Origin of the sequence: Streptococcus pasteurianus (assembly GCF_004843545.1) — a bacterium.
GTDB classification, from domain to species: Bacteria; Bacillota; Bacilli; order Lactobacillales; family Streptococcaceae; genus Streptococcus; species Streptococcus pasteurianus.
This window is the reverse complement of sequence record NZ_CP039457.1, coordinates 1,957,845-1,975,191: the sequence shown is the minus strand read 5'-3', so window position 1 is coordinate 1,975,191 and position 17,347 is coordinate 1,957,845. Positions and strand designations below refer to the sequence as shown.

19 protein-coding genes and 1 pseudogene are annotated in these 17,347 nt (G+C 37.2%); 19 read left to right on the top strand and 1 reads right to left on the bottom strand.

Annotation, left to right across the window (positions count from 1 at the left end):
- Positions 1-251: 251 nt before the first annotated feature.
- From argH to E8M05_RS11245, 14 genes and pseudogenes are all read left to right on the top strand, one after another.
- Positions 252-1,646 carry an argininosuccinate lyase gene (argH, locus tag E8M05_RS10325; RefSeq protein WP_013852289.1) on the top strand — a complete coding sequence of 465 codons (1,395 nt, stop codon included), beginning with the start codon at positions 252-254 and terminating at the stop codon, positions 1,644-1,646.
- A 128-nt stretch (positions 1,647-1,774) separates the two neighbouring features.
- Positions 1,775-2,134 (top strand): ribonuclease P protein component, encoded by a 360-nt coding sequence (rnpA, locus tag E8M05_RS10320; RefSeq protein WP_003066688.1) that lies wholly within the window; start codon positions 1,775-1,777, stop codon positions 2,132-2,134.
- Positions 2,118-2,933 carry a YidC/Oxa1 family membrane protein insertase gene (locus E8M05_RS10315; protein ID WP_003066687.1) on the top strand — a complete coding sequence of 272 codons (816 nt, stop codon included), beginning with the start codon at positions 2,118-2,120 and terminating at the stop codon, positions 2,931-2,933. Before rnpA ends, E8M05_RS10315 begins: the two co-directional genes overlap by 17 nt.
- Before the next feature lie 12 nt (positions 2,934-2,945).
- A complete protein-coding gene (jag, locus tag E8M05_RS10310; RefSeq protein WP_003066686.1) occupies positions 2,946-3,944 on the top strand; it encodes an RNA-binding cell elongation regulator Jag/EloR in 999 nt (332 codons plus the stop codon).
- 238 nt (positions 3,945-4,182) lie between these two features.
- The gene (gene rpmH / locus E8M05_RS10305) at positions 4,183-4,317 is read left to right on the top strand and encodes a 50S ribosomal protein L34 (RefSeq protein ID WP_002885866.1); all 135 of its coding nucleotides are present in this window, start codon (positions 4,183-4,185) and stop codon (positions 4,315-4,317) included.
- Positions 4,318-4,425: 108 nt separating this feature from the next.
- Positions 4,426-4,852, top strand: a pseudogene (locus E8M05_RS10300) (V-type ATP synthase subunit D); the annotation flags it as partial.
- Between the two features lie 115 nt (positions 4,853-4,967).
- Positions 4,968-5,177, top strand: a complete 210-nt coding sequence (locus E8M05_RS10295; protein ID WP_003066683.1) for a CsbD family protein — start codon at positions 4,968-4,970, stop codon at positions 5,175-5,177.
- A gap of 146 nt (positions 5,178-5,323) precedes the next feature.
- Positions 5,324-5,500: a hypothetical protein gene (locus E8M05_RS10290; RefSeq protein WP_231557414.1), complete on the top strand. Its 177-nt coding sequence runs from the start codon at positions 5,324-5,326 to the stop codon at positions 5,498-5,500.
- A gap of 249 nt (positions 5,501-5,749) precedes the next feature.
- Entirely contained in the window at positions 5,750-5,872 is a 123-nt protein-coding gene (locus tag E8M05_RS10285; RefSeq protein ID WP_013852287.1) for a teichoic acid D-Ala incorporation-associated protein DltX, read from the top strand.
- Positions 5,873-5,886: 14 nt separating this feature from the next.
- Positions 5,887-7,425 carry a D-alanine--poly(phosphoribitol) ligase subunit DltA gene (gene dltA / locus E8M05_RS10280; RefSeq protein WP_003066679.1) on the top strand — a complete coding sequence of 513 codons (1,539 nt, stop codon included), beginning with the start codon at positions 5,887-5,889 and terminating at the stop codon, positions 7,423-7,425.
- Positions 7,422-8,684, top strand: coding sequence for a D-alanyl-lipoteichoic acid biosynthesis protein DltB (gene dltB / locus E8M05_RS10275; RefSeq protein WP_003066677.1), 1,263 nt, complete (start codon positions 7,422-7,424; stop codon positions 8,682-8,684). The genes dltA and dltB overlap by 4 nt, the downstream gene beginning before the upstream one ends.
- Positions 8,685-8,714: 30 nt before the next feature.
- Positions 8,715-8,954, top strand: coding sequence for a D-alanine--poly(phosphoribitol) ligase subunit DltC (dltC, locus tag E8M05_RS10270; protein ID WP_003066675.1), 240 nt, complete (start codon positions 8,715-8,717; stop codon positions 8,952-8,954).
- Entirely contained in the window at positions 8,947-10,221 is a 1,275-nt protein-coding gene (gene dltD, locus E8M05_RS10265; RefSeq protein WP_003066674.1) for a D-alanyl-lipoteichoic acid biosynthesis protein DltD, read from the top strand. Before dltC ends, dltD begins: the two co-directional genes overlap by 8 nt.
- A 116-nt stretch (positions 10,222-10,337) precedes the next feature.
- Positions 10,338-10,514 carry a hypothetical protein gene (locus E8M05_RS11245; RefSeq protein WP_003066672.1) on the top strand — a complete coding sequence of 59 codons (177 nt, stop codon included), beginning with the start codon at positions 10,338-10,340 and terminating at the stop codon, positions 10,512-10,514.
- Positions 10,515-10,591: 77 nt separating this feature from the next.
- Here E8M05_RS11245 and E8M05_RS10260 read toward each other — a convergent pair whose 3' ends face one another.
- Positions 10,592-11,473, bottom strand: a complete 882-nt coding sequence (locus E8M05_RS10260) for a LysR family transcriptional regulator (protein WP_003066670.1) — start codon at positions 11,471-11,473, stop codon at positions 10,592-10,594.
- Between the two features lie 157 nt (positions 11,474-11,630).
- Here E8M05_RS10260 and E8M05_RS10255 point away from each other — a divergent pair, with 157 nt between their 5' ends.
- From E8M05_RS10255 to E8M05_RS10235, 5 genes are all read left to right on the top strand, one after another.
- Entirely contained in the window at positions 11,631-13,253 is a 1,623-nt protein-coding gene (locus E8M05_RS10255) for a malolactic enzyme (RefSeq protein ID WP_003066668.1), read from the top strand.
- A gap of 21 nt (positions 13,254-13,274) precedes the next feature.
- Entirely contained in the window at positions 13,275-14,546 is a 1,272-nt protein-coding gene (locus E8M05_RS10250) for a 2-hydroxycarboxylate transporter family protein (RefSeq protein WP_136596477.1), read from the top strand.
- A gap of 258 nt (positions 14,547-14,804) precedes the next feature.
- The gene (locus E8M05_RS10245) at positions 14,805-15,731 is read left to right on the top strand and encodes a metal ABC transporter substrate-binding protein (RefSeq protein WP_003066664.1); all 927 of its coding nucleotides are present in this window, start codon (positions 14,805-14,807) and stop codon (positions 15,729-15,731) included.
- Between the two features lie 42 nt (positions 15,732-15,773).
- Positions 15,774-16,487, top strand: a complete 714-nt coding sequence (locus E8M05_RS10240) for a metal ABC transporter ATP-binding protein (protein ID WP_061100347.1) — start codon at positions 15,774-15,776, stop codon at positions 16,485-16,487.
- 10 nt (positions 16,488-16,497) lie between these two features.
- The gene (locus E8M05_RS10235) at positions 16,498-17,316 is read left to right on the top strand and encodes a metal ABC transporter permease (protein WP_231729920.1); all 819 of its coding nucleotides are present in this window, start codon (positions 16,498-16,500) and stop codon (positions 17,314-17,316) included.
- Positions 17,317-17,347 lie beyond the last annotated feature (31 nt).

Sequence of the window (17,347 nt, the reverse complement as noted above, 5' to 3'; positions counted from 1 at the left end):
TCAGATAAAAGGGGACAGGGAGCCCCATCTGAGACTCTTTTCTTATAACTTACCTATCTCGTTAATGTCAACAGAGAGTGGCATCGAGCTTAAATAATGATATCCTGTGAGAATCATTTAAGACCAACGCCCCGTGAGGCAACACCCTATAAGTCCTAGGTTGCTCCTTGGACTTATTTATTAATTAAACAACTAAGAAAAGAGAAAGGCTTTGAACGCCACGTGTTTTGGTGGTTCATTGTATCATTGTTATGGCAACAGAAAATCATAAATTATGGGGCGGGCGTTTTGAAGCTGGTCTTGAAAAATGGGTTGAAGAATTTGGAGCATCGATTTCTTTTGACCAAAAAATGGCAGAATTTGATTTGAAAGGCTCAATTGCTCACGTGACTATGCTTGGTGAAACAGGCATTATTGCAAAAGACGAAGCTGCGCAAATCAAAGAAGGTCTTGAAGAACTGCTTGTAGAATACAAGGCTGGAAAAATTGAATTTGACGTGTCAAACGAAGATATTCACATGAATATGGAAAGTCTCTTGACTGCTAAAATCGGTTCTGTGGCTGGAAAATTGCATACGGCGCGTTCACGTAATGACCAAGTGGCAACTGATATGCACTTGTACTTAAAAGCTAAGCTTGATGAAGTGATTGAAAAGCTTGGCAATTTACGTCAAACGTTGGTGGACTTGGCTGATGAGCATGTCTATACTATCATGCCAGGTTATACACACTTGCAACACGCACAGCCGATTTCATTTGGGCATCACTTAATGGCGTATTATAATATGTTTACGCGTGATAGTGAACGTTTTGAATTTAATGTGAAACATACGGATATATCACCGCTTGGTGCGGCTGCTCTTGCTGGAACAACTTTTCCAATTGACCGTGAGATGACAGCGGAGCTTATGGGCTTTGCCAAACCTTACAGCAATTCCCTTGATGCAGTGTCTGACCGTGATTTTATCTTGGAATTTTTGGCAAATAGTTCGATTTTGATGATGCATATGAGCCGTATTTGTGAAGAAATCATCAGCTGGTGCTCAAATGAATTTAAGTTTGTGACGCTTTCAGATACGTTCTCAACAGGTTCATCAATCATGCCGCAAAAGAAAAATCCTGATATGGCAGAATTGATTCGCGGAAAATCTGGTCGTGTTTATGGTAATCTTTTTGGGCTTTTGACGGTTATGAAATCTTTGCCTTTGGCTTATAATAAAGATTTGCAAGAAGATAAAGAAGGTATGTTTGATACGGTTGAAACCATTACGGTGGCTATTGATATTTTGGCTGGTATGCTTAAAACCATGATGGTCAATAAAGAGCATATGGCTGAATCAACTGAAAAAGATTTTTCAAATGCAACTGAATTGGCTGATTATCTCGCAAGCAAAGGGCTTCCATTCCGTCAAGCTCATGAAATCGTTGGTAAATTAGTATTAGAATGTACTAAAGCTGGCTATTATTTGCAAGACGTGCCGTTTGAACGTTACCAAGAAATTTCTGATTTGATTGATGAGGACATTTATGAAACTCTTAAATCACACACCGCTGTTGAGCGTCGCCATTCTCTTGGTGGGACTGGATTTGACCAAGTCAAATGGCAAATTAAAGAAGCCAAAAACAGTCTAAAAGCGACTCATTAACAATTTTTTCTACTTCCTAAAGCATTTTCCAATAAAATATTTAAAGATATTAAGCCCAAAATCCTTAGAGGTTAGGGCTTTTTAAATTTTTATGGTATAATAAAAATAATTTAGAATGGAGTCGTACGTTGAAGAAAACCTATCGTGTCAAAAGTGACAAAGATTTTCAGGCAATTTTTAGCAAGGGAACAAGTGTTGCCAATCGAAAATTTGTCGTCTATCAATTAGAAAAAAATCAAGGCCACTATCGTGTAGGGCTTTCTGTAAGCAAAAAACTTGGTAATGCTGTTACCCGAAATAGCATCAAGCGAAAAATTCGACATGTTGTCATGGAATTGTCACCAAATTTACGACATCATGATTTTGTTATCATTGCTCGTAAAGGTGTCGAGGAACTTGATTATCATGAAGTGAAGAAAAATTTACTCCATGTTTTAAAACTTGCCAATTTATATCAGGAAGGTCTAAATAGTGAAAAGAAAGATTAAATTATTAGGGTTAAGTAGTCTTACTTTAATACTTTTGGCTGCTTGTGGTCGCAGTGAAGTAACCGCTTCATCAACTAATGGCTGGGATCAAATTGTTTATTTCTTTGCCAAAGCTATTCAGTGGCTATCGATTAATGGTCGAATCGGAGTTGGGATTGTTCTCTTTACCATTATCATTCGAGCAATCATGATGCCGCTTTACAATATGCAAATCAAATCAGGGCAAAAAATGCAAGACTTGCAGCCAGAGCTTAAAAAGTTGCAAGAAAAGTATCCTGGTCGTGATACAGACAGCCGCATGAAGTTGACAGAGGAAAGCCAAGCGCTTTACAAGGAATACGGTGTTAATCCATATGCGACGATGCTCCCACTAGTCGTTCAATTGCCGATTTTGATGGCTTTGTATCAAGCTTTAACACGTGTTGCCTTTTTGAAAACAGGTACATTTTTATGGATTGAATTATCAAAACCAGACCCATATTTTATTTTGCCTGTTTTAGCCGCTTTGTTCACATTCCTTTCATCTTGGTTAACAAACAAAGCAGCGCGTGAGAAAAATATTGCCATGACGGTGATGACTTATGTGATGCCAATTATGATTTTCTTTATGAGTTTCAGATTGGCTTCAGGGGTTGTGCTTTATTGGTCAGTTTCTTATGCTTTTCAGGTATTCCAAATTCTTTTGTTGAATAATCCTTTCAAAATCATTGCCAAACGATTGGAAGAGGAACAAGCTGAAAAAGAACGTTCGGCTAAGATTCGTCGTGCTAAGAAGAAAGCGCAAAAGAGAAGAAAGTAAGAGGAAGAAAGTATGGTAATATTCACAGGTAGAACTGTTGAAGATGCTATTGAAAAAGGCTTGAAAGAGTTGCATTTGTCACGCCTTAAAGCCCACATTAAAGTGGTTTCTCGTGAAAAAAAAGGGTTCTTAGGTTTTGGTAAAAAGCCTGCTCAGGTTGATATCGAAGGGATTAATGAAGTGACGGCTCACCGAGCTAACCAAAAAGTGGTTAAGGGTGTGCCAGAGGAAGTTAATCAAAAAAATGAACCTGTGTCATCAAAATTTGAAGATACAATGGAACTTCGAAAAGTTGCCAGCATTATTAAGAAAATGGAAGAGCGTGGCGAAGTCATTGACGATTCGGTTAAAGAAGATATTGTCATGCACAAGAAAAAAACACAAACCATTCTTGAAGAAGCTGGCCATACAGAGGTTTTAGAAGCACTTGAAAAGGCTAAAGGACCAGTTGAAGAAGATGTTCAGGTTGACGAAAGCCCAGAAGTGGCTAAAATTGAGCAATCTTTTGAAGAATTTGTTGCTAGTGAATTTCCAGCTCAACGTGAATTGAGTAAAGACATCGAAAAAGCTACGGAAGAAGTTGCAGAATATGTCAAAAAAATCATCTATGAAATGGACATTGATGCAACGGTTGAAACTAGCCACAATCGCCGTCAAATCAATTTGCAAATTGAAACGCCAGAAGCTGGTCGTGTCATTGGTTATCACGGAAAAGTTTTGAAATCTCTTCAATTACTTTCACAAAATTTCTTACATGACCGTTATTCAAAGAATTTTTCTGTCATTTTGAATGTTCATGATTATGTGGAACACCGCACAGAGACATTGATTGAATTTACTCGCAAAGCAGCCAATCGTGTTCTCGAAACTGGTAAAGATTATGTCATGGACCCAATGAGCAATAGCGAGCGAAAAATTGTTCACAAAACAATCACAAGCATTGATGGTGTGGATAGTTATTCAGAAGGTAACGACCCAAATCGCTACGTTGTTGTGACAGCTGTTCAATAAATTTACAGAGCCGTTAAGGCTCTTTTTTACCGCTTACCGTAAGATGGCTTTATATACTAGAGTATTTTTAAACTATAAAAGCTCTTTGGGGTCATCTTTAAAAAGAGAGACATTGAAATAAAAACCAAGTAGTCCTTGACAGCTTTCTATTCTTATTATAAAATAGTATGGTATGTTTAGTAACTGATCAAATATAGCCGGCTAAACGAATACGAAAATCTATGAGGAGGTATTCATCGTGAAACGTACTTATCAACCAAGTAAAATCCGTCGTCAACGTAAACACGGATTCCGTCACCGTATGTCAACTAAAAACGGACGTCGCGTGCTTGCTGCTCGCCGTCGTAAAGGACGTAAAGTTTTATCTGCTTAATTGATAGAATATAAAAAGTCACCGTCAGTGCTCGAGTCTGACGGTTTTTTATTTTCTTGAAAATCAGTCTTATTTTTTGGGTGTTCATGAAAAAAGATGATCTAGTAAGATTTTGTTATAGCGAAATTTCTTGAAAACACACTTGTGGTAGAAGAAAGTTTTTCAGTTCCGATAAAAGAGGTTCAACTATTTATTGAAATAAAAAATATCATGAGCGTTACTGTTTCAAAATGCACAGTCATATTGAAAATCCGTATGGTGATGATAACGGTAACGTTGTGTACAGCTATCAAGCATCTAATAGTGAAATGGACGACACCTTGCCGTTGAGGGATTGACAGAGAATTTGTTTCATCTGGCTGAAATCGAAAAATCTTGTCAATTGATGGCCAATGAAATTGAAAAAACACGCCATCGTGTCAATGGTTTGGAATACACAACCATTCCACAATTGGAAGAGACCATTCGTTATATCGAACTAAAAATCGAAGAAACAGAACGCGCTAACCTAATCCGCATTATGAAAGTTAAATAAAACAAAAAGTGTCTTTTAGACGCTTTTTTGTTAGGTTAAATTTGTAATCGAATTCTTTTACTTATAGGCTGTAAGGTGATAAACTATAGGTAATTTAAGGGCAGGAGGAAATAATATGTCTGAAAAAAAATATGATGCAAAATTAGAACAAGTCAAAGGAAATCTTAAAAAAGGTTTTGGAAAAGTAACAGGTGATAAGGAACTAGAAACAGAAGGTCTTGCCGAAAAGACTATCGCCAAAGGAAAAGAATTAGTCAGTGATGTCAAAGAAAGCGCGGAAGGTGCTATTGAAGGTGTCAAAAAAGCTCTTCATAAAGATAACTAAATACGACTATCTCTCTAGGATGACTACCTAGAGGGATTTTTTATTTTCATATTTGAAAATGGCTAGTAATTATGATAGAAAGTGATATAATAATATTTGTAAGCGTTTTAAATCAAACGATTAATCATCATTTTTGGGAGGCTACGATGTTTAAAGAAATTGGGGCATATATTAGGATAGTTGATTTGTTACTTGCTATTTTGTTGGTACTGGATAGAGGTGTTAAAAGCATTCTAGTGCTTGCGATAGCTATTTTTATCATTTCTGCTGCTGTGCAGTTTATGATGTCTTATAAACGCTTAAAATTCACAGCGCATCCGTAACATTTATTGTAGAGGTAGAATAAAAAACATAGATTAAGTCTTGGACATTGTGTCCAAGGCTTTTTGCTTTTGCTAAAAATCACGTGTGATACTAAAATAATTTCTTACAATTCTGTAAGAGTTTGTGGTGAAAATTTGGTTAAACTGAACTTTAGAGGAATTGCCACAAATTTGCCCTAGTTTTGCAACAATTTGTCCAAGATTTCTCCAGTGAATTTGATTATACTGATTTAGTATGAGGAGCAAGTCATGAAAGAAATAAGTCAATTTATCCTAAAGACATTATTTTATGTGTTGATTTTTTTAGCATTAATTTACTTTTTCAGTTATCTTGGGCGTGGTCAGGGTAACTTCATCTACAACGAATTTTAGAAAGGTAAGTTTTCATGTTACACGATATGATTGAAAGAATTGAGCATTTTGCCCAAGTACAAGCTGATTTTCCTGTCTATAATATTCTGGGAGATGTTCACACTTATGGTGATTTAAAGGCTGATTCAGATGCCTTGGCAACCTATATTGATTTTTTGAAAATCGAGGAAAAATCGCCAGTTTTGGTTTTTGGCGGTCAAGAATATGAAATGTTAGCCAGTTTTGTTGGGCTGACAAAGTCAGGTCATGCTTATATTCCAGTTGACCAACACTCAGCTCTTGAGAGAATTGAAGCTATTTTGGCAATAGCAGAGCCAAGCTTGATTATTGCCGTTGGTGATCTTCCTTTGGAAATTACACACATTCCTATCATTAAATCTGCAGAGCTCAAGACTATTTTTGCTCAACAATCAGATTATCATATCACACATTCTGTCAAAGGTGATGATAATTATTATATTATTTTCACATCTGGCACAACGGGTCAGCCAAAGGGCGTGCAAATTTCGCATGATAATTTGCTTAGTTTTACCAATTGGATGATTGAAGCAGAGGCTTTTTCTGTTCCGCAGCGCCCACAAATGCTGGCGCAGCCACCGTATTCATTTGATTTGTCGGTCATGTACTGGGCACCGACTTTAGCATTGGGTGGCACGCTTTTTGCGCTTCCAAAAGAGTTGACAACAGACTTTCAACGTCTTTTTATGACGATTAATCAATTGCCGATTGGTGTTTGGACATCAACGCCTTCTTTTGTTGATATGGCAATGTTATCAAATGATTTTAATCATGAAACCTTACCCAACTTGACGCATTTTTATTTTGACGGCGAAGAATTAACGGTGAAAACCGCTCAAAAATTGCGCAGTCGTTTCCCAAAAGCTCGCATTGTTAATGCTTATGGTCCAACGGAGGCGACCGTGGCTCTTTCTGCGGTAGCTATCACAGATGAGATGTTAGCGACTTGCAAGCGTCTGCCAATTGGTTACACCAAAGCCGATTCTCCCACTTTTGTCATCGATGAAAATGGCAATCCTTTGCCAAATGGAGAACAAGGCGAAATCATCGTATCCGGTCCAGCTGTTTCTAAAGGTTACCTCAACAATCCAGAACGCACGCAAGCTGCTTTCTTCGAATTCAATGGTTTGCCAGCCTATCACACAGGTGACTTAGGTATCATGACTGACCGCGGTATGCTTCTTTACGGTGGGCGCATGGATTTTCAAATAAAATTCAACGGCTACCGTATCGAGCTTGAGGAAGTCTCACAAAATCTGAATAAATCAACCTATATCAAGTCGGCTGTGGCTGTCCCGCGTTACAACAAAGACCACAAAGTACAAAATCTGCTGGCTTACGTTGTGTTAAAAGACAGTGTTGCAGAGCAATTTGAGCGTCAACTGGACATTACTAAGGTAATCAAAGAAGAACTCAAAGACATCATGATGGATTACATGATGCCGTCTAAATTCCTCTATCGTGACAGCTTACCACTCACACCGAATGGAAAAATCGATATTAAAGGCTTGATGAACGAGGTAAATCGCCGATGAGTGAGTTTCTTCAGCAATTACCGCATTTAGAAGCTTATGGCAATCCGCAATATTTTCTGTATTTGATTGTGGCTGTGCTTCCCATTTTCATCGGATTATTTTTCAAGAAACGCTTTCCGCTGTACGAAGCTTTGGTTAGCCTAGCTTTCATTATTTTGATGTTAACAGGAAAAACGGCTAATCAGCTTGTGTCGTTGTTAGCTTATGTCGTTTGGCAAGTAATTCTCGTCTTTTCCTACAAGATTTACCGAAAACGTCATAATCATAAATGGATTTTCTATCTTTGGGTGTTTTTGTCTATTTTGCCATTAGCTTGGACCAAGCTGACACCCTTGATGACCATTGATAATCACCAATCACTTTTTGGTTTTTTAGGAATTTCTTACCTGACTTTTCGTGCGGTTGGTATGATTATGGAAATGCGAGACGGCGTGCTGAGTGAATTTACCATGTGGGAATTCTTGCGTTTCTTGCTTTTCATGCCGACATTTTCAAGTGGTCCGATTGACCGTTTCAAACGGTTTAATGAAGATTACGAGAATATTCCTGAAAAAGCTGAGCTTCTGAATATGTTAGAAGAAAGCGTGCATTACTTGATGCTTGGTTTTCTTTACAAATTCATTTTGGCTTATGTTTTTGGTAGCTTGCTATTGCCACAGCTAAAAGAGTGTGCCCTGCAAATGGGTGGTGTGTTTAACATTGCAACGCTTGGTGTCATGTATGCTTATGGGTTTGATTTGTTCTTTGACTTTGCAGGTTATAGCATGTTTGCCCTTGCTATTTCTAATCTTATGGGCGTTAAGAGCCCTGTTAACTTCAATCAACCTTTTAAATCACGTGATTTAAAGGAATTCTGGAATCGTTGGCACATGAGTTTGTCATTTTGGTTCCGTGATTTTGTTTTTATGCGTTTGGTCAAGGTTTTAGTTAAACACAAAGTTTTTAAAAATCGAAACGTCACCTCAAGTGTTGCCTACATTGCCAATATGCTAATCATGGGCTTTTGGCATGGATTGACTTGGTATTATATCACTTACGGTCTTTTTCATGGTATTGGACTTGTGATTAACGATGCTTGGGTGCGAAAGAAGAAAAAGATTAATCGAGAGCGTAAGGCGCAAGATTTGCCACCTTTGCCAGATAACAAATGGACTCAGGCACTTGGTGTTTTTATCACATTTAACGTTGTGATGTTGTCATTTTTACTATTTTCAGGTTTCTTAGACCAGTTGTGGTTTCCAAAAACAGTTGGGAAATAAACCGTTTCAGATTTAAAAGGAGTTTATCATATGGATATTAAAACAGATGTATTAGCGATTATTGATGACCTTTTCATGGAAGATGTTTCTGACATGATGGACGAAGATTTATTTGATGCGGGTGTGCTAGATAGCATGGGAACGGTGGAACTCATTGTGGCATTGGAAAGTCATTTTGACATTGATATTCCGATTTCAGAATTTGGGCGTAATGACTGGAACACAGCTAATAAAATCATTGCAGGAATAGAGGAACTTTGCCATGCTTAAGCGCCTCTGGCAGATTTTAGGACCAGTTGTCTGTGCTGTACTGATTGTTCTTTTGGTTTTTATCTGTGTTCCAACAGCTAATCAAAAGCATGATTTAAAAGCTGAGAAAAAAGATGCGGTCTCATTAAGCAAAACGAGTTTTAAGAGTAAATATAAAAAGGTACGTGCTTTAACAGATGCTAAGCACCGTTTTGTACCCTTTTTTGGCTCTAGCGAATGGCTGCGCTTTGATAAAATGCATCCGTCTGTCTTGGCAGAAAAATATCATCGCAACTATACGCCTTATTTACTCGGACAACGTGGCTCGGCTTCACTAACGCATTATTTTGGTATTCAGCAGATTAATAAAGAACTCAAAAATAAACAAGCTGTTTATGTAATTTCACCACAATGGTTTACATCTAAGGGAGCGAGCGCTAGCGCTTTTCAAGAATATTTTAGCAGCGGACAAGCGATTGATTTCCTAAAACATCAAAACGGCAGTGTTTATGACCGCTACGCTGCTAAACGCTTTTTGAAAATGTACCCTGACTCTTCTTTTAAGGATATGATGGAAAATGTTGCGGCAGGAAAATCGTTGACTGCCTCTGACAATGAAAATCTCAACACGCAACAGATGATTTTCCAGAAAGAAGATGCTCTTTTTAGCCAAATCCCTATGTTTGACAATTACGACAGCAAGATTAAACCGCAAGCTAAGAAATTGCCAGCTTGTTTTTCTTACAGCAAACTCGGTGGCATAGCTATTGCTGACGGAAAAAAACGAAGTAGTAATAATACCTTTGATATCGAAAACACTTTTTTTGACACACGTCTTAAAGCGCAACTCAAACGATTAAAACAGTCTCAAACAAAATTTAATTACTTAAACTCTCCAGAATACAATGATTTACAACTAGTGCTCAGTCAATTTGCACAGGACAATACCAATGTTCTCTTTGTTATCCCACCAGTCAACAGAAAATGGGCAAATTATACTGGTCTTAATCAAGCTATGTACCAAAAAACAGTCGCTAAGATAAAGTATCAATTACAAAGCCAAGGCTTTACCAATATTGCTGATTTTTCAAAAGATGGCGACAAACCTTTCTTTATGCAAGATACTATTCACATGGGGTGGACTGGCTGGTTAGCCATGGACAAAGTTGTTAATCCGTTTCTAAGTCAGAAACAAGCCACGCCAAGTTATCACTTAAGTGACCAATTTTTAACGAAAGTTTGGGCAAGCTACGACGGCTCTGTTCAGCAGTTTAATGCAAATTCTTAAAAAAATTCCTTGTCATAATCGGCAAGGAATTTTAATATTTCTGTTGTTGAATTTTCATATTTGAAAATTTCTGAAAATAGTATCTTTTGGGAGTACAATATCCTTGTGAGCGCTTTATGGATCGAAAATCATTACATTTTAGTAACTTTTCTTGGGTAATAAATGTCGTTACATGGTCAGGTTTAACGGGCATGGTTGCGACAAACCCAACCAATGGTGGTGACGCCCAAGTCAACGGCGTTTCTTATAACAATATTTTCAACTGGCTAAACGCCCAAAACGCAACCAATTAATCAAACCCCTCCTTATAGGATTTATAAGGAGGGGTTAGTGTTTATAAAGCTATTATCATTTTGCTAAGGAAAGTCTACTAAGAAATTTTTTCAATTAGGCGGATCAAATCTTTGGCTTCTTTTGAGAGGATAGCATGTCGTGAATGAGCGTAGCTGACGTAGAAAGAGATACGGTCTTGCTCAGCCAGAGGCACTTTGATCAATTGGTCAGAACCTGACGTTAGTGCAATATCAGACAGCAATGAAATGCCCATGTTTTCCGAAACCATTTGCTTAATCACCGAAACATCATCGATTTTAAACAAAATTGAAGCTTGGTCATGGTAACGATGATTGAGCTGATTAAAAGCGGTTAGGTGGATATTATGCTCATCTAACAAGATAAATTTTTCGTAAAGAATATCCTGAAAAGACAGTTCTTTCTGGTTTGCCAAAGGGTGTTTTGGAGAAAGAATGACATAAAAATCTTTTTTAAACAGCGGATGAATAATCAACTGGTCATTTTTGAGCGGCGCTAGCGAACCCAACAGACTGAAATCCAATTCTCCATCTAGCAATTTCATCATTAAACTATTAGAGCCACCACGCACAGCCTTAACTTGTGAAAATGGGGCGATACTTTCATTTTTGTGAAGGAGTTCCGTCAGCAAATAATTGCAGATAATCGGTGGCAATCCAACAGCCATCATAGGATCGAGTGACTGATGCACCTCGTTGACCGCTGTCTTTATTTGAAGTAGAACATCTTCAACATGGCTTTGAAAAATATCACCTTGCAAAGTAAGTGCTGCTGAGCGATGTGACGGGTCTTTGATGACCAAATCACAGCCTAATTCTTTTTCGAGCCGTTTAATAGCATAAGTAATTGTCGGTTGACTAACTTGAAAATACTGTGCAGCAGCGGTATAAGATTTTAGCTTTGCTAATTGGTAAAAATATTCTAAATCTCGTAAATTCATTCAGACCTCCTTGCTTTATTTTACCATAATCTTTTAAAACTTATTATAAATAATATTTATTAAAACTAAGGTGTTTGACTATAAGAACTGGAACAGTTTATAATGACCCGCGTAAGAAATTTCATCTTATTTAAATACATCTTTAGGAGGATACGTCATGCGTGGACATGATATTTTAAACAACCCATTCTTAAACAAGGGTACTGCTTTTACCATGGAAGAACGTAAAGAACTAGGATTGCTTGGTATTTTACCACCTTACGTTCAAACAATCGAAGAACAAGCTGAACAAGCTTATCAACATTTCTTGCGTAAACCATCAAATCTTGAAAAACGCCATTTCTTAATGGAAATTTTCAATACAAACCGTACGCTTTTCTACTACCTATTCAACCAACACATCGTTGAATTTAACCCAATCGTGTATGACCCAGTTATCGCTGAAACAATTGAAGAATATAGCGAATTGTATGTTGACCCACAATACGCTGCTTACCTTGATATTAATCACCCAGAAAACATCGAAGAAACACTAAAAAATGCTGCTGGTGACCGTGACATTCGTTTAATCGTTGTGACAGATGCCGAAGGAATTCTTGGTATTGGTGACTGGGGTGTCCAAGGTGTGGATATTTCTGTTGGTAAATTGATGATTTACACAGCTGCTGCTGGTATTGACCCTGCTTCAGTTATGCCACTTGTTATCGATGCTGGTACAAACCGTAAAGAACTTTTGGAAAATCCAATGTATCTTGGGAACCGTCACGAACGTGTTACTGGTGATAAATACTATGAATTTATCGACAAATTCGTTCAAACTGCTGAAAATATGTTCCCTAAATTGTACCTTCACTGGGAAGACTTCGGTCGTTCAAATGCTGCCAACATTCTTAACAAATACAAAAAAGAAATTCCAACATTTAACGATGACATTCAAGGAACTGGTATCGTTGTTCTTGGCGGTATCTTTGGTGCTATGGACATCACAGGTGAAAAATTAACTGACCAAGTTTACCTTTGCTACGGTGGTGGTTCTGCTGGTGCTGGTATTGCTGACCGTGTTCACGCTGAAATGGTTTCAGAAGGACTTTCATCAGAAGAAGCTTACAAACATTTCTTCATGATTGACAAACAAGGTCTCCTTTTTGACGATATGGAAGATTTGACACCTGCCCAAAAACCATTTGCTAAAAAACGTGAAGATTTTGCAAATTGCGGTGATATGACTAAACTTCTTGACGTTATCAAAGCTGTTAAACCAACAATATTGGTGGGAACATCAACAGATGCTGGTGCTTTCACTAAAGAAGTCGTTGAAGCAATGTGCGAAAACACTGAACGCCCAGTTATCTTCCCAATTTCTAACCCAACTAAGAAATTAGAAGCAACTGCCAAACAAGTTATCGAATGGTCAGACGGTAAAGCCTTCGTTGCGACTGGTGTGCCTTCAGGTACAGTAAGCTACAAAGGTGTTGATTACCAAATTGGTCAAGCAAACAACGCCCTAATCTACCCAGGTCTTGGTCTTGGTATGTTGGCTTCTGAAGCATCACTTCTTACAGATGAAATGATTGGTGCTGCAGCTCACTCACTTAGTGGTCTTGTAGATCCAGGTCAACCAGGAGCACCTGTTCTTCCTCCATTCCAATACGTTGCTGAAGTGTCAATCAAAGTTGCGGAAGCTGTTGCTAAAAAAGCTCAAGAACAAGGCTTAGCTCAAGCTGAAGAAAAAGACATGGCTAAAGCTGTTCGCGAGCTTAAATGGTATCCAAAATATTAGTTTAGGAGGATAACCATTCGTATGAAAAAGTTATCTAATATCAAAATCGCGGGGCTTTCTCTTCCGCTTTATACGGCTCTGGTTATTATTTTAGCTGTTGTTATTGCAATGGGGAAACTACCGCTTAACATGGTTGGAATTACTTTCATGTTGGTCGTTTTAGGACATTTTTTCTACTTCCTTGGTGAACGATTACCATTTTGGAATACTTACCTTGGTGGTGGGTCAGTCTTTACCTTGCTGTTAGCCGCAATCTTAGCTTCAACAGGGTTGATTCCAAAATCAGTTGTCTCAGCCACTTCTAGTTTTATGAGTGATTGGGGCTTTCTAGATTTTTATATTGCAGCGCTTATTTGTGGCTCAATTCTAGGAATGAACCGCAAACTTTTGGTGAAAGCCTCTGCTAAATTCATTCCTGTCGCTCTTTTATCAATGGTTATCGGTTTCTTTGCCACTGGTGCTGTTGGAGCTTGGCTTGGTCAAGGCTTTGGACATTCTGTCATGTACATTTCATTTGCCCAAATGGCAGGAGGGATGGGTGCAGGAATCGTGCCATTATCTAAAATCTATGCGGCTGGATTGCACACAGATGCCTCATCAATCTTGTCACAATTAGCCCCAGCAACCACGCTAGGAAATATCTTTGCCATTATCGGTGCCATTGTGTTGGCGCGTGGATTTGCTAACACCAAATTCAATGGGAATGGTGTGCTCATTCCTGTTGATAAAGACGATTTGAAAAAATCTGAAGCTCCGCTTGACCCTACAAAAATCGGTGTCGGAATGATGCTTGCCTTTGCCCTTTTCCTTATCGGCGTTATCTTAAATGCCTTTATTCCAAAAGTGCATAGCTATGCCTTTATGATTATTATTGTCTTCGTTCTCAAAGCGCTTGATATTGTACCAAAACCATTAGAAGAAGCAGTGGTCATGTTTAATCGTGTGATTATGACTAACTTGACACACGCTGTTTTGGCAGGTATCGGGCTTTCAATGATCGATTTGAGTTCCTTAGCGCAAGCCATGACATGGCAATTTGTCCTTATCAGTTTAACATCTGTTGTGTCAATGGGACTTGCTAGCTGGATTTTGGGACAAGTTCTCGGTATGTATCCAGTCGAAACAGCTATCGGTGCTGGGATGATTAACAATTCCATGGGCGGTACAGGAAATATCGCTGTGCTTTCTGCGGCGGACCGCATGGAAATGATTGCCTTTGCCCAAATGGCAAATCGTCTAGGTGGTGCAATTGTCCTCATTTTAGGAGGAATCCTCATCCAATTTTTACATTAATTCAACAACTTCTGGAAAAATATTCATCCTTGTTCTTTGGCAAGATTGAATATTTTTTAGATGATATAAGAACCATGTAAGCTATCTGTAGTGAGTTGAAAAATGACTAGAAAGTTCTAGTCATTTTTTTAAGCTCTAAATTTTGATCAACTTATTTTTAAATAATACTTGACACCGTAATTTAATTAAGTTATATTAAATATAAAATTAAGCACACTTAATTTTTGTGAATATAAATATTTTAAGGGGAGTTCTATAATGAAAAAGATAACATCACTCATATGTTTATTACTAATAATATGTATTTTGGGAGCATGTGCTACTACAAAGACATCAGAAAAGAGTAAGTTAAATGTTGTTGTGACTAATTCTATATTAGCTGATATTACTCAAAACATTGGTAAGGATAAAATAAACCTACACAGTATTGTTCCTATCGGTCAGGATCCACATGAATATGAGCCACTTCCTGAAGATGTTAAAAAAACAACAAATTCAGATATTATTTTTTATAACGGTATCAATTTAGAGACTGGTGGAAATGCATGGTTCACCAAATTAGTTAAAAATGCTCATAAAGAGGCTAATAAAGACTATTTTGCGGTAAGCGATGGTATTGATGTCATATATCTTGAGGGAAAGAATGACTTAGGAAAAGAAGATCCACATGCATGGTTAAACTTAGAAAACGGTATTATTTATGCAAAAAATATTGCGAAACAGTTGATAGCTAAAGATCCTAAAAATAAAGAATTTTATACCAAAAATCTTACTAGCTATATTAATAAACTTGATAAATTAGATCAGGAAGCTAAGCAAAAATTTTCAAAAATCCCAGAAAATAAAAAATTAATTGTTACAAGTGAAGGATGTTTTAAATATTTTTCTAAAGCGTATGGCGTGCCATCAGCCTATATTTGGGAAATTAATACTGAGGAAGAAGGAACACCTGAGCAGACTACTAGCTTAGTTAGGAAATTAAAAGAGGGACCAACGCCGTCAGCATTATTTGTGGAGTCAAGTGTTGATGACCGTCCAATGAAAACAATTTCTAAAGAAACAGGAATTAGTATCTATTCAAAAATTTTTACGGATTCTATTGCTAATAAAGGTGAAGAAGGGGACAGCTATTATAGTATGATGAAGTGGAATTTAGATAAAATAGCCGAAGGATTATCTCAGTGATGATATGTATGATAAAGTTGGTGAAACTATGAAAGGAAATAAATGATAGAGATACAAGGATTAAATGTTATTTATAATAATGATTATCAAGCCTTAGCTAATGTGTCAATTACTTTAGAAGAAGGAAATATTATTGGTGTTATTGGACCAAATGGTGCAGGGAAATCAACTTTTATGAAGGCACTATTAGGGTTGGTTTCTTGTACAGGAATGATTACTATTTCACACGAAAGAGTTAATAGTTTACGTGGGAAAGTGGCTTATGTTGAGCAAAAAAGTCATGTTGACTATCATTTTCCTATTACTGTTAAGGAGTGCGTATCCCTTGGTACTTATCAACGAGTTGGACTTTTTCGACATTTAAGCAAAAAAGAGTGGGGAAAGGTTGAGAATGTTTTAAGGCAAGTAAAGTTAGAAGAATTTAGTAATCACCCTATTTCCACTTTATCCGGAGGACAATTTCAACGAATGTTAATTGCTCGATGTTTGATTCAAGAGCAAGATATTCTTTTTCTAGATGAACCATTTGTTGGGATAGACCTAGTGAGTGAACAAATTATTATGAATTTATTGCAATCACTAAGAAGAGAGGGAAAGACAATTGTGATTGTTCATCATGATTTAAGTAAGGTAGTGGATTACTTTGATAAAGTAGTCATTTTGAATAAAAAGTTGGTAGGCTATGGGAACGTAGCTACTACTTTTACTCCTGATGCTTTAAAAAAAGCTTATGGGGATTCGATTGTTATATTATAAGAGGGTATTTATGGAATTTATTAACGATTTAATGACCTATCATTTTTTACAAAATGCTTTGGTAACGGCTGTTGTTATTGGAATTGTTTCAGGAGCTATTGGCTGTTTTATTATTTTACGTTCAATGTCACTGATGGGAGATGCAATCTCACATGCAGTATTACCCGGAGTAGCTATATCTTTTATTTTAGGAATTAACTTTTTTATTGGAGCAGTTATTTTCGGTATGTTAGCTTCTTTCATCATAACTTTTATTAAAGAAAATAGTGTTATTAAAGGGGATACAGCTATTGGTATTACGTTTTCTTCTTTTCTAGCGTTGGGTGTTATTCTGATAGGAGTAGCCAATAGTTCAACAGACCTCTTTCATATTCTATTTGGAAATCTTTTAGCCGTACAAGATAGTGATAAATGGGTTACCATAGTTATTTCAGGAATTGTAATAGGGCTTCTTATTATTTTTTTCAAAGAATTGTTAGTAACCTCTTTTGATCCAATTTTAGCGGAATCAATGGGGATGAATGTCAAATTTTTTCACTATCTTTTGATGGTACTATTAACTTTAGTTTCTGTAACAGCGATGCAGAGCGTAGGGACTATTTTAATTGTAGCAATGCTGATTACCCCCGCAGCAACAGCCTATCTTTATGTGAATAGTCTTAAGGTGATGGTACTCCTATCATCAGGAATTGGAGCGATTACTTCGATTGTAGGGTTATTTTTAGGCTACACGTTTAATATAGCAGTAGGCTCTAGTATCGTTTTAACCTCAGCCTTTATCTTCTTAGTTAGCTTTTTCATATCTCCAAAACAATCTCTTATGAAGTGACATTAGATAAACAATGCATCCTAATAGAAAT